This window comes from Acinetobacter sp. ANC 5414, from assembly GCF_013004295.1.
Taxonomy (GTDB): domain Bacteria; phylum Pseudomonadota; class Gammaproteobacteria; order Pseudomonadales; family Moraxellaceae; genus Acinetobacter.
In genome coordinates this window covers 140,333-153,538 of sequence record NZ_JABERM010000014.1, presented here as the reverse complement: position 1 = coordinate 153,538, position 13,206 = coordinate 140,333, and the positions used below count along the sequence as shown (strand labels likewise).

Here is a 13,206-nt window from a genome sequence, read left to right as displayed (position 1 = left end):
GCGGATCAAATCTCCCATGAATCATTTTGAGTTGTTCAATCTTCCTGCAGCACTCGATATTGATTTAGCAGCTTTAAAAAATGAATTTTTAAAATTGCAGCAACAATATCATCCCGATAAAGCTGAAGACAAAGATCAGGCACTGATCAAGTCAAGTGAAATCAATCAGGCGTTTAAAGTTTTATCTCAAGTTGATAGTCGTGCGGGATATTTGCTTTCGTTAAAAAAACAAGATCATCTTCTTGATCAATCCATCAGCGATTTTGAATTTTTACAATCTGCGCTAGAAATTCGTGAACAGCTGGATGAAGCTCACGCTGCCGAAGACCTAATTTCACTTAAACAAGAAGTCCAACAATGGATTGACAGCTTGGTTCGTGAATTCAAAATTGACTATACTGAAGAAGACTGGGCTGAAGCGCGCGACACAGTGCGTAAGTTACGTTTCTTCCAAAAAGTCATGGCGGATATCGACAAAGCCGAAGATCGCTTTTTGGATGATGATTCTTTCGATCTTGATGATGATTTTTAATTTATTTTTACTTTTAGACGTTCAAAGGATGTAACACAATGGCTCTCTTGCAAATTGCAGAACCTGGTCAATCAAGTGCGCCCCACGAACACCGTATTGCTATTGGTATCGATTTAGGTACAACACACTCTTTAGTGGCTACGGTTTTATCAGGCAAAGCCAAAGTTCTTAACGATGAACAAGGTCGCGTGTTACTCCCATCGATTGTGCATTATGCAGATCAGGCAACTCAATATGGGGATGAAGCAAAAGCCTTCATGACCAGCGATCCTAAAAACACCATTGTTTCTGTTAAGCGCTTTATGGGTCGTTCAAAAGCGGATATTAAATTCCAGCACCCGTATACATTGGCGGGTGAAGATCACCAGATGCCAGCTTTTGAAACCAGTCAAGGTCGTAAAACCCCAGTTGAAATTTCTGCTGAAATTTTAAAACAATTGAAAGAACGTGCTGAAGCAAGTTTAAAAAATCCAATTAATGGCGCGGTAATCACTGTACCAGCCTATTTTGATGAAGCTCAGCGCCAAGCTACTCGCGATGCTGCCCAATTAGCCGGTTTAAATGTTCTACGCTTGTTGAATGAACCGACTGCTGCTGCTGTTGCCTATGGTCTAGATCAAGAAAGCAATTTAGCTTCTGACCGCAACTATGTAATTTATGATCTAGGCGGTGGTACTTTTGACGTTTCTATCTTGCGTTTTACCCAAGGTGTATTCGAAGTTTTAGCGACGGGTGGCCATACTGCACTCGGTGGTGATGACTTAGACCGCCTCATTGTGAAATGGGCGAAGAAACAGCTTAATATTGAAACCCTGGATGATGCAGAACATGCACATCTTATGGTTGCTGCACGTCATGCCAAGGAAGCATTAACAGAGTTAGAATCTGTTGAACTTCAAGCTCTAGATCAGGTTTTAACTTTAGATCGTGCAACCTTTGAAGACATTATTAAAATTGCCTTAGACAAAACCATTAGCGTATGTAAACGTGTGATGCGTGATGCCAAACTTGAACTTGACGATATTCAAAACGTCGTTCTTGTCGGTGGATCAACCCGTTCATATGCAGTACAAAAAGCAGTTCGCGATGTGTTCAATCAAGAACCTTTATGTACCATAAATCCAGATGAAGTCGTTGCGATTGGTGCAGCCATTACTGCAGACCAGCTGATTGGCAATAGCAAAGATGGCTCATTGCTGCTGGATGTTACCCCGCTCTCTTTAGGTTTAGAGACCATGGGTGGTCTGGTTGAGCGCCTCATTTCACGTAATACCGCTATCCCGGTTGCACGTCGCCAAGAGTTTACCACTTATCAAGATGGTCAAACTGCCATGCTGATTCATGTGGTACAAGGTGAACGTGATCTGGTTGAACACTGCCGCAGTTTAGGTCGTTTTGTTTTACATGGCATTCCGCCCATGACTGCTGGTCAGGCACGTATTGAAGTGACCTTCCAGGTCGATGCTGATGGCTTACTGACCGTTTCAGCAAAAGAAACCACCTCGGGCGTACATGCTCAAATTGATATTAAGCCTTCTTATGGTTTATCCGATTCTGATACTGAACGCTTATTGATTGAAGGTTTTAAATTTGCTGAAGAAGATAAAAATCTTCGTCATTTGCAAGAAACCAAAGTTGAAGCACAACGTGAACTTGAAGCATTGGAACAGGCACTTAAAGTAGATGCTCAGCTATTAACTGCCGAACAGCTAGAGTCTTTAAATCAAGCCAAAGTTCAACTTGAAACTCAACTTAAAACTACCGACATCAAAGCTATTGAACAGGCTGTAGAACAGCTTAAAATACACAGTGATGCTTTTGCTGCTGCACGCATGAATCAACATATTGATGCTGCCCTAAAAGGCACTAAACTTGATGACTGGTCAAACTCACCCGAATAAATAGGTAAAAATTATGCCACGTATTAAAGTTCTTCCACATGCGCAAATTTGCCCAAATGGTGCTGAGTTTGAAGTTGAACAGAATGCAAATCTTTGCGAAAGCTTATTGAAAAATGGCATCAAGATTGAGCATGCATGTGACATGTCTTGCGCATGCACCACTTGTCATGTTGTGGTTCGCAAAGGTTTTGACAGCCTCGAAGAAATGAATGATGTCGAAGCCGATTTACTTGATCGCGCTTGGGGTCTTGAGCCTGACTCACGTCTTTCATGCCAAGTTAAAATTGTGGATGAAGACTTGGAAGTTGAAATTCCGAAATACACCATCAATCATGCATCTGAAAATCATTAATTGATTCAGGATTAAAAAACCACGCCAAGCGTGGTTTTTTAATATTCAATTCAATAGCAACCATGCTTAGTCACTATTCATCTTAATGATATTGTTCATCTTTGTGATCTTCGATTATTTCATCTTCCAGATTTAATTTTACCACACCTTGAGAATTGGTCATTTTTTGCTGTTTTTGTATGCGTTTAATCATTTTTTCCAAAACATTGATCAACTCTGGATATTCATAGTTTTGAACTTCGTCCAGATTCAGCAATAAATGAAAGCCTTTATACTCATAATCAAACCAACGCTGATAATCCGATTTACGTGAAGTATATTTTTCCATCACCTGCCAGGTTTTCACTGGATCCTGAATACCTTTAAGCTTAATCGGTGCTTTAGGTGCACACAAATAATCATTTTTAATTAAATTATAGGTATCATCTGAGATTAAAATTTCATCCACTTCTGCCGCACTTTGTAAACGTGCTGCCAAATTGGCATCACGTCCAACAATGGTATAGGCCATACGATGAGCTGCACCATAATTCCCAACGTGACAATACCCCGTACTAATCCCCATACGAATATGCAAAGCGGGATAGCCCATTTTAATCCATCGCTCTCTTAACAATTTCATTTGCTGACGCATATCAATAGCCATGTCTAAACAAGTTTTTGCATCTTGTTCAACACCTTGCGAGATCGGATCACCAAAGAAAATTAAGATCGCATCCCCCATAAACTTATCGACAGTCGCTTCATACTGTTTCGCAATTTCTGTCATATGACTTAAATAGTCATTGAGCAAAAATGCCAAGTCATCGGGAATAAGGGTTTCGGAGAGCTCGGTAAAACCTTGAATATCTGAAAAGAAAATGGTCATTTTCTTACGCTTATATTCAATTTTGGCTTCAGACTCACCCTTCATAATCGATTGCCACAATTGTACCGGTGCATAACGGCTGAGCTGGTTGGCAAACTCCATATAACGATTCATTTGCTCATAATAATAAGCTTTACGATCGGTAACATGCTGGATTTGACTGCGTTGGTAAAAACTTCCCACACCAAAATAAGTGATGAGACAAATAAAGCCCAGAACGGTTAATTCACCTGTGGTTTGTTCAAAATATTCGCCAAAACCAAAAATAAAGATATTACACAGATAGAAAATTGCGATTCCAATCAGACTCGCCAATGACACCATGAGAAATGAAATTTTATTACTGATTGCAGTATATAGAAGTGCAAAAAGTGAAATAAAAGTCAGCACCAGGTTTAAATGAATGGCAGACAAAATAACTGAAATGGCAACAACATCAATGAGAAATAACAGACTGCGTTGTATTTTTGAATTATAGCGATACAGCAACCCAGTCGATAACTTCGGGGTAATCAGCAAGACAAACAACAAGAATAAAGGGACATAGATCTGATATTGCGTATCAGAAGAAGTGTAATGATAAACGATGACGAGTAAAGACAACATGATATACCCCATCAAACGATGAAAATATTCAAATTGTCTCGGCTCTTTGCTAATCCAGTCGTCTAGCACTCAATCACTCCTGGTCCCAGTATTCACACCACACATTCCCTGTTTGGCTTTTTAAATCGCTTTGAATTAGTCCATACGCCAGTCAAATGGCATATCACCTTGACCACGTAACGCAAGCATTAAAGTTTGACGCATATGTGCAAGGACTTCATTGCTATAAGGAACAGCTGGCGTTCCCCAAACTGGTTTTGGCCACGCGACGTCATTTTGGTAACGCACTACATGATGAAAATGTAATTGTGGAACCATATTTCCTAAAGCAGCAACATTCATTTTGTCTGCACGGAATACACGCGCCAACTGGCTTGATAACCAGCTAGATTCACGTAGGAATTGTTCTTGGTCAGCCTGACTTAATTCATATAATTCACTAATACCGGGTACACGCGGAATTAATATGAGCCACGGAAATTGCATATCATTCATTAAACGACATGTTGACAGTGGAAAGTCGCCTACAAAAAAAGTATCTTGAGCAAGTTGTGGATGCAAACTAAACATATCTTTATAAATTATGCAAAATTAGAATGATGGCTAATACTACCACATCCAATGAGACGTGAATATTCTATGCAATGTGTTTCATTACAAATAAACCACTATTTGCCCTGAACACTCAAGCACAGATAAATTTAATAAATTTCCTTAAAAATTCAAGTATTTCTTTTCCATAAACCCTAAATTATGGGTGAATCAAGAAGTGAGTGCATAATATTTACACACCCACTTTCTGATTAGTGAATTTCTTTTAATAAACTCGCGAGTAAATCGGAAATAAATTGAATTCTTTTTTGATAATCTTCCAGCATCACCATGATTTTTAAACGTTGCCCTCCATCCATACGGAAAAAAGTCGGATGTTTTTGCATCATTTGAATAATGCTCATGGCTTGAACCGGAGTATCTGGTGAAAATTCAATATGACCACCATTTGCACTGATATCAACCTTGGTAATCCCCAACTGCTCTGCTTTTAAGCGGAGTTGGTGCACAGCAAATAATTGCTTCACAGGTTGTGGTGGCACACCAAAACGGTCAATCAATTCCATACGGATATTATCGAGCTTTTCTTGACTGTCGGTATTACTGATACGTTTATAAAACATCAGACGTTGGTGTACATCGCCTAAATACTCATCTGGAATCAATGCCGGCATATGCAGATTAATCTCAGCCGTTAAAGATAACGGTGCATCGAAATTCGGTGTTTTACCTTTTTGAATGGCTTTGGTCGCCTTTTCAAGCATTTCCATATACAGGCTATAACCGATCGCATGCATTGAACCACTTTGTTGCTCACCCAAGAGCTCACCTGCACCACGAATTTCCAAATCCTCTGTGGCCAGCATAAAACCTGCACCTAAATTCGATGCACGCTGAATCGCATCCAGACGTTTTTCAGCATCTCCCTTCAAGCCTTTAATTGAAGGTACCAATAAATAGGCATAGGCTTGATGATGCGAACGCCCGACACGACCACGTAATTGATGTAACTGTGCTAAACCTAACTTATCTGCACGTTCAATCAAAATGGTGTTGGCATTTGGAACGTCAATCCCGGTTTCAATAATGGTTGAACAGACCAGAACATTGTATTCCTTGTGATAGAACTGCTGCATCACCTGCTCCAGTTCACGTTCGCGCATTTGTCCATGTGCCACTGCTACTCGTGCTTCAGGTACTAGCTCCCGAATACTTTCAGCTGTACGTTCAATGCTCTCCACTTCATTATGCAGGAAATAAACCTGTCCACCACGAAGTAATTCACGCAGAATCGCTTCTTTTATCGCGTCACTGGTGTGCTCTTGAACAAAGGTTTTGACTGCTAAACGACGTGCTGGCGGTGTGGCAATAATGGACAAATCACGCATACCGCTAAAAGCCATATTTAATGTGCGCGGGATGGGGGTTGCGGTCAGGGTCAGCATATCGACATCGGCACGCATGGCTTTAATACGTTCTTTATCACGCACTCCAAAACGATGTTCTTCATCGACAATCATCAAACCCAAGTTTTTAAACTGGATACTTTCCTGCAAAATTTTATGTGTTCCAATCACAATATCGACTTTACCGTCAGCCAAGTCTTCGGTAATTTTCAGATGGGTTTTATTGGAACCAAAACGAGAAAGCACTTCAATCCGAATCGGCCAATCAGCAAAACGGTCTTTAAAGGATTCATAATGCTGCTGTGCCAGCAAGGTCGTCGGAACCAAAACCGCCACCTGTTTATTGTTTTGTACTGCCAAGAATGCAGCCCGCATCGCCACTTCAGTCTTACCAAAACCGACATCACCACAAACCAGACGATCCATCGGTTTCGCCAGTTGCATATCATGCAGGGTCGCTTCAATCGCATTGGCTTGATCTAAGGTCTCTTCATAGGCAAAGCCACTGGCAAACTGCATATATGGACTTTGTTCAAGTTCAAAGCTAAAGCCGGGTTTCGCCTGTCGACGTGCCTGAATATGTAACAGCTCTGCAGCAACATCATGAATTTGTTCAAGGGCTTTACGTTTGGCTTTATTCCAGGCATCAGTGCCTAATTTATGTAATGGTGCTAAATCCGGATCACCACCACTATAACGGCTGATTAAATGTAAGTTGGTGACCGGAACATAGACCTTTGCTGCATCAGCATAATCCAGCTGTAAAAACTCATGATCTTGATCATCAATACTTAAAGTGACCAAACCCGCATAACGTCCCACACCATAATCAATATGCACCACAGGGGCACCAATACTCAGCTCGGTTAAACTGCGGATCAGGAATTCTTCTGAAACTTCCTGCTGGCGTTTACGACGGCGCTGGACGACCCGATGTTCATAGAGCTGATTTTCAGAAATCACTGTCAGGTGATCAGGAATTACTAAACCACGATCAAGTGGCGCACTGGTAATGGCGATGGCATGTAATGATTTTCTAAATTCTGCAAAATTTTCAACATTGGGAATATCACCCAAAGCAGGACGCAAAGCATCCTTTAAGGTTTCACGGCGCCCGGCACTTTCAGCCACCAACAGTACCGGATGATTTGCAGCATCAATATACTTTTTAACCGCTGAAAATGGTTTTTCCTGTTTTGGATCTACAGGTAAACGGGGTGGCAATTCAGTATTGAGATTAAGGACGCCTGTCTTTTCTACAAACTCTTCTGCTGAGGCAATAATTCTGGCGAAGTGATTCAGTTGTTCTAACACTTGATTCGGTTGCAGAAATATCTCTTCTGGCGACAGAATAGGATGATCAACATTATGGCGACGATCTTCATAGCGTCGAACCACATCTTTCCAAAAACTGGTTAAGTTCTCATCCAAATACTTATCTGTAATGACAATGCCATTCTTGGGTAAGTACGCCATTAGGGTACTTTGTGTTTGCATCGCTTCTTTACTAAAGAATAACGGGAAATAAAACTCCAGCCCCGGAGAAGCAATACCCTCTAAAACATCCTGATAAACTGGATTTTTCTTGGGATTGGCGCTAGGAAAACTTTCTGCATAACGATCACGGAAAGTCGAACGCCCTTCTTTGAGTGGAAATTCTTTGGCCGGTAATACTGAAAACTGTTGCAGATTTTGCGTGGTTCTTTGCGTTTCGGGATCAAAGAATTTTAAGCTCTCAATTTCATCATCAAATAAATCGATACGGATTGGTGAATTTTGCCCAGACGCGTAAATATCCATAATGCTGCCGCGTACCGCAAATTCGCCATGATCATAAACGGTATCAACCAGATGATAACCTGCTTGAATCAAGCGCAGTTTTTGTTGTTCCAGTTCAAATTTTTGACCCACTTTAATATCGAAATGTTCACCCAACACCCAAGAGGTTGGCGCAACCCGTTGTGCTAAAGTCGATGCAGAAAGCAACAATACGCCCTGCTTTGGCATATTTGATAAAATGGAAAGACGTTCAGATACGATATCCTGATGCGGCGATAAACGGTCGTAAGGTAAAATTTCCCAATCCGGGAAAATGGTCGGTTTTATCCCGTAAAATTCTAATTCACTTTCCAACTGACCCAAATGCTGATTATTTTTGGCAACAATAATGAACAATTGCTTATTTTGCGTGGCAATTTCTTTAAACAATAAAGCCGCAGATGAGCCTTGTAAATTACCGACCCAGCGTTTTTCGCCTGCTTTTAGTTGCTGCAGATTTAATTGGGAAATTTCTTGTTGGAACATGTATATAGCTTTTGGTCTAAATGACATGAGCTGTATCTTAACATGGGTTTTTTGTGGGTTGAGTTATTTTTATATGCACTCCGTTTTTCTCTCTACATCCTTTTAGATGTCACCTGCTCAGCCTGTGTTTTACAATTATTTTTCGCGTAAGAAATTGCGGTAATAGCCATTCAGCTTTTGAATAATTTGCTTTAACTGCAACAGGTTTTCTTCGGTATTACCTAAACGTGTGACAAAACGCTGATTGGCAATTTCAAGATCAATTTTTTCATTGATAATCATGGCAGTGAAATATAATGCTTTTAAATCGTCAAACTGGGTTAATTTTCGATTAGAAAAATATGACAGCCGTTCAGACAGTTCATTAACCACAACACCATCGACGATATAACCCTGCTCTTGATTGAATTGGATATTATTTTCTTCCAGGAACAGCTGTTCAGGAGAAGGTTTAGAACTTTTGAATAGTCCGGCAAGTTTATTCAGCATAAGTATTACAAATATTAAAAAACCTGCCTATTCTAACCCTGAGCGGCTTTATCTTCAGCACTATTTTCCATAAAAAAGGCAGCTGTTTAAACGGCTACCTTTTCACTATAACTAAAATTAAATTTTGCCTTAGCCGAATTAGCTTACTTGTGCCAACAATTCATGTTGTGCTGTCACTTCTGAAACCAGATTGCTAAAGGCAAAGATTTCATCTAGCTGTTCTTGGGTCAGTAATTCCTGTTCCAAGACAATCTGTTGAATGGTTTTATTTTCAGCAATACATTGCTTGCCAATTTCATCACATTTGGCATGACCCAAAATTGGATCGAGTAAAGTCACAATGCCGACACTACGCATCACAGCGTCATAACAAACCTGCTCATTGGCTTGAATGCCTTGAATACATTTATTATCCAAACTCGAAATGGCTTGAGTGAGTAATTCAATGGATTCATTAATGGAAATGGCAATCACCGGTTCCATCACATTTAACTGTAACTGTCCCGCTTCCGCAGCCATGGTAACGGTTAAATCATTACCAATTACTCTATAAGCAATCTGATTCACCACTTCAGGAATCACCGGATTAATTTTAGCAGGCATAATCGATGAGCCGGCTTGTAATTCAGGTAAGCGAATTTCACCCAAACCGGTACGTGGCCCCGAACTCAATAAGCGCAAGTCATTACAAATTTTTGAAAGCTTCACTGCAAGACGTTTAAGCGTACTGGATAAAATAATGAACACACCACAATCACTGGTGGCTTCCACATAGTCTTCCGCACCAATTAAATTCAATCCGGTAATTTTATTTAAAGATTGAATCGCTTCATGTGCATAGCCCGCGGGTGTATTTACCCCAGTACCAATGGCTGTTGCACCCAAATTCACTTCCAATAAAAGCTCGCGGGTGCGTTGAATCAGTCGTAGATCTTCCTTTAATAACGTTGCAAAAGCACGGAACTCTTGTCCCAAGGTCATCGGGACTGCATCTTGTAATTGGGTACGCCCCATTTTTAAAACAAACTGAAACTCTGCAACCTTTATATGCAGCGTATCAACTAATTTTTGAATCTGAAGCAATAAATCGTCCAGACTATAATATGTTGCCAAGCGCAAAGCAGTGGGATAGACATCATTGGTCGATTGCGATTTATTGACATGATCGTTCGGATGAATATGTTCATATTGGCCTTTTTTATAGCCTAGATGCTCCAAGGCAATATTGGCCAATACCTCATTGGTATTCATATTAATAGACGTACCCGCTCCCCCTTGATAAACATCTAAAGGAAAAGCATGACTCCATTTTTCCGGAGATTCGATTAATTCATTACACGCCCGCTGAATCACCTGACTGACTTGTTCAGAAATTTTGCTAAATTTTAAATTGGTCTGTGCCGAAGCTTTTTTGACTTGGGCCAAAGCACGAATAAAATGATGATGATTGCCGACTTTCTGATTAGAGATTTGAAAATTCTCTAAAGCACGTACAGTATGAATGCCATAATAACATGCTGCCGGAACTTCCTTTGCTCCCAACAAATCACGCTCTATTCTTGTATTATCGAGTTGAACCGTAGACACTTTAAATATACTCACATTTATGCACTAGAATTGTGCAATTGAAAAAAATATTAAACCTTTGCGCTATTTTGAATATTGTAAAAAGATATTTATTTGGCAATGCTCTATAATCAATTACAGCAGCTTTGTAGCTAGTGTAAGCACTTGTAACTACCTTGTCGCTTTCAATTTTCCTGATTAAAAAATTAAATTCAAAAATCTTTTAGCCGGATTTTCAATTCACACTAAGCCTGTATGGGATCCCTATAAATGACATTAATCACCAAAATTATAACTGATTAATTTTATTAACTTTTAATCAATTGTATCTAAAAATACATTCTGCTACACAACACGCTATTAAACCCCTTCGAAATGTAACAGAACGTAATTTCAATTTCATGTTTGAATCAGCGCCTTACTGAATATGTATAAAAATTCATCTTGGACAGATGTATCCATAAGGACAGAAGGATGAGCACATGAGTCAACTGAACCCGACATTAATCACATTTATTTTTTATATCATCGCCATGGTCGGTATAGGATTATATGCTTATAAGGCGACGACAGATTTTTCAGATTATATTCTCGGTGGACGGAGTCTAGGCAGTGTCGTTACCGCCCTGTCTGCAGGTGCATCAGATATGAGTGGATGGTTGCTGATGGGCTTACCTGGAGCCATTTATCTCTCTGGCTTATCTGAAGCGTGGATTGGCATTGGTCTGATTATCGGTGCATGGCTGAATTGGCTGCTGGTTGCAGGTCGCTTGCGCGTACATACCGAAGTTCAAAATAATGCCTTGACCCTGCCTGATTATTTCACCAGTCGTTTTGCTGACCGCAAACGTGTTTTACGTGTGATTTCAGCCCTGGTCATTCTGGTATTTTTCTCGATTTATTGTGCTTCCGGCATGGTTGCTGGCGCGCGATTGTTTGAAAGCATTTTTGGCTGGTCATATACCACTGCATTATGGATCAGTGCCATTGCCACCATTAGTTATGTGTGTGTTGGCGGATTTCTAGCGATTAGCTGGACCGATACCTTTCAGGCAGGCCTGATGATTTTTGCCTTAATTCTCACCCCGATCATGGCTTATATGGCCATCGGTGATCATAGTCAGCAGTTTGCAAGCGTGATTGAAACAGCCCGCCCACATGCCACTAATATGCTTTCAGGTTTAAGTACGGTTGCCATTTTATCCTCCCTGGCTTGGGGCTTAGGCTATTTTGGTCAACCACATATTCTGGTGCGTTTTATGGCGGCCGATTCGGTAAAAACCATTCCTGCGGCACGCCGTATTGGCATGAGCTGGATGATTTTATGCTTGGGCGGCGCAGTCGGTGCAGGTTTCATCGGGATTGCCTATTTCCAGCAGCATGCCGAACTGGCAAGTGTGGTCTCTCAAAACCCGGAAACCATCTTCATGGAACTGACCAAAATCCTGTTTAATCCGTGGATTGCCGGCATTATTTTGGCCGCGATTTTAGCTGCAGTAATGAGTACGCTCAGCTGTCAGCTTTTGGTCTGTTCAAGTACTTTGACTGAAGATTTGTACAAATCATTTCTACGCAAGAATGCTTCACAAAAGGAATTAGTCTGGGTAGGACGTTTTATGGTGTTAGCTATTGCTGTTCTTGCCATTGTGCTGGCAAGCAACCCAAGCAGCAAAGTACTGGGGCTGGTTGCCTATGCCTGGGCAGGTTTTGGCGCGGCATTTGGACCATTAATTATCTTGTCCTTGTTCTGGAAACGCATGACTTTAAACGGCGCCATCATGGGTATTCTGGTGGGTGCAAGTACGGTCATTCTGTGGAAAAATATGATGGCGGATACTGGATTATATGAAATTATTCCCGGTTTCATTCTGTCATTTGTCAGCATTGTCGTGGTGAGTTTACTGGAAAAAGCCCCCTCTCAGGACGTGATTCAGCGTTTTGAACAGGCAGATGAATTATATAAAAAAGAAATGGCCGAACTGCAAAATCAACCCCCTGCCAGCCGGAAAACTCCTTATAAAATTTGAATCATTGCAGTCTAGTTTGACATTTAAAAAGGGGCTTTATGCCCCTTTGTTTTATTTTTGCCCTTTGCTTTTTAGATATATCTTGGAGCTTTCTTTAATCACTTCCATTACCGGATAACTGCGTGTTTCTTTGATCCCAGGCAATTGCCAGAGCACCTGTCCTGAAATTCTGCGGAACTCCTCCATATTGGCACAGCGGATTTTTACCACAAAATCGAAACCACCACTGATCATATGGCATTCCACAATTTCAGGATATTGCATAATCGCATCGGAAAACTCTTCCAATACATTAGGCGTGGTTTTATCCAGTAAAATTTCCACAAAAACCACAAAACTGGCATTCAACATGTCAGGGTTGAGCTTCGCTTCATAGCCTAAAATAAAACCGTCTTTGGCTAATTTTTGCACCCGCGCCAGTGCTGCAGTGGCTGATAAATTGACAGCTTCAGCCAATTTGATATTCGAAATTCGTCCATCATTTTGCAGAATATCTAAAATTTTGATATCCGTCCTGTCCAAGGTAAAAATTGGGCTCGTCATCTGAATTATTCTCTAAAATGAATAAAAATTATAGTGAGTTATTCGGCATCCTTTCTGTAA

General features: G+C 40.7%; 10 protein-coding genes. 4 read left to right on the top strand and 6 right to left on the bottom strand.

Annotation, left to right across the window (positions count from 1 at the left end; translation table 11 throughout):
• Positions 1-16: 16 nt before the first annotated feature.
• The 3 genes from hscB to fdx are packed head-to-tail and all read left to right on the top strand — an operon-like array spanning position 17 to position 2,785.
• The gene (gene hscB / locus HLH18_RS10130) at positions 17-532 is read left to right on the top strand and encodes a Fe-S protein assembly co-chaperone HscB (protein ID WP_067724653.1); all 516 of its coding nucleotides are present in this window, start codon (positions 17-19) and stop codon (positions 530-532) included.
• A gap of 38 nt (positions 533-570) precedes the next feature.
• A complete protein-coding gene (hscA, locus tag HLH18_RS10125; RefSeq protein WP_171546731.1) occupies positions 571-2,433 on the top strand; it encodes a Fe-S protein assembly chaperone HscA in 1,863 nt (620 codons plus the stop codon).
• Between the two features lie 13 nt (positions 2,434-2,446).
• Entirely contained in the window at positions 2,447-2,785 is a 339-nt protein-coding gene (gene fdx, locus HLH18_RS10120) for an ISC system 2Fe-2S type ferredoxin (RefSeq protein ID WP_067724649.1), read from the top strand.
• A gap of 82 nt (positions 2,786-2,867) precedes the next feature.
• Here fdx and HLH18_RS10115 read toward each other — a convergent pair whose 3' ends face one another.
• The 5 genes from HLH18_RS10115 to aspA all read right to left on the bottom strand — a co-directional run bounded on the left by HLH18_RS10115 (position 2,868) and on the right by aspA (position 10,597).
• Positions 2,868-4,271, bottom strand: coding sequence for an adenylate/guanylate cyclase domain-containing protein (locus HLH18_RS10115; RefSeq protein WP_171546785.1), 1,404 nt, complete (start codon positions 4,269-4,271; stop codon positions 2,868-2,870).
• A gap of 123 nt (positions 4,272-4,394) precedes the next feature.
• Positions 4,395-4,829, bottom strand: coding sequence for an HIT domain-containing protein (locus tag HLH18_RS10110; RefSeq protein ID WP_067865690.1), 435 nt, complete (start codon positions 4,827-4,829; stop codon positions 4,395-4,397).
• Between the two features lie 233 nt (positions 4,830-5,062).
• On the bottom strand, positions 5,063-8,521 hold the full coding sequence (gene mfd / locus HLH18_RS10105; protein WP_171546730.1) for a transcription-repair coupling factor: 3,459 nt from the start codon (positions 8,519-8,521) through the stop codon (positions 5,063-5,065).
• Positions 8,522-8,656: 135 nt separating this feature from the next.
• The gene (locus HLH18_RS10100) at positions 8,657-9,010 is read right to left on the bottom strand and encodes a hypothetical protein (protein WP_171546729.1); all 354 of its coding nucleotides are present in this window, start codon (positions 9,008-9,010) and stop codon (positions 8,657-8,659) included.
• A gap of 138 nt (positions 9,011-9,148) precedes the next feature.
• Positions 9,149-10,597 (bottom strand): aspartate ammonia-lyase, encoded by a 1,449-nt coding sequence (aspA, locus tag HLH18_RS10095; protein WP_171546728.1) that lies wholly within the window; start codon positions 10,595-10,597, stop codon positions 9,149-9,151.
• A gap of 461 nt (positions 10,598-11,058) precedes the next feature.
• On the opposite strand from aspA, the gene putP reads away from it, so the two are divergent.
• Complete coding sequence (putP, locus tag HLH18_RS10090; RefSeq protein ID WP_171546727.1) at positions 11,059-12,603, top strand: sodium/proline symporter PutP; 1,545 nt, start codon at positions 11,059-11,061, stop codon at positions 12,601-12,603.
• A gap of 51 nt (positions 12,604-12,654) precedes the next feature.
• Here the strand turns inward: putP and HLH18_RS10085 are convergent, their stop codons facing one another.
• The gene (locus HLH18_RS10085) at positions 12,655-13,146 is read right to left on the bottom strand and encodes an Lrp/AsnC ligand binding domain-containing protein (protein WP_086197854.1); all 492 of its coding nucleotides are present in this window, start codon (positions 13,144-13,146) and stop codon (positions 12,655-12,657) included.
• Positions 13,147-13,206: the final 60 nt, after the last annotated feature.

Bases quoted from the DNA above. Each gene is read 5' to 3' on its own strand.
- putP (WP_171546727.1), top strand. From the start codon at position 11,059: ATGAGTCAACTGAACCCGACATTAATCACATTTATTTTTTATATCATC.
- mfd (WP_171546730.1), bottom strand. From the start codon at position 8,521: ATGTTCCAACAAGAAATTTCCCAATTAAATCTGCAGCAACTAAAAGCA.
- HLH18_RS10100 (WP_171546729.1), bottom strand. From the start codon at position 9,010: ATGCTGAATAAACTTGCCGGACTATTCAAAAGTTCTAAACCTTCTCCT.
- HLH18_RS10115 (WP_171546785.1), bottom strand. From the start codon at position 4,271: ATGGGGTATATCATGTTGTCTTTACTCGTCATCGTTTATCATTACACT.
- fdx (WP_067724649.1), top strand. From the start codon at position 2,447: ATGCCACGTATTAAAGTTCTTCCACATGCGCAAATTTGCCCAAATGGT.
- HLH18_RS10085 (WP_086197854.1), bottom strand. From the start codon at position 13,146: ATGACGAGCCCAATTTTTACCTTGGACAGGACGGATATCAAAATTTTA.
- hscA (WP_171546731.1), top strand. From the start codon at position 571: ATGGCTCTCTTGCAAATTGCAGAACCTGGTCAATCAAGTGCGCCCCAC.
- hscB (WP_067724653.1), top strand. From the start codon at position 17: ATGAATCATTTTGAGTTGTTCAATCTTCCTGCAGCACTCGATATTGAT.
- HLH18_RS10110 (WP_067865690.1), bottom strand. From the start codon at position 4,829: ATGTTTAGTTTGCATCCACAACTTGCTCAAGATACTTTTTTTGTAGGC.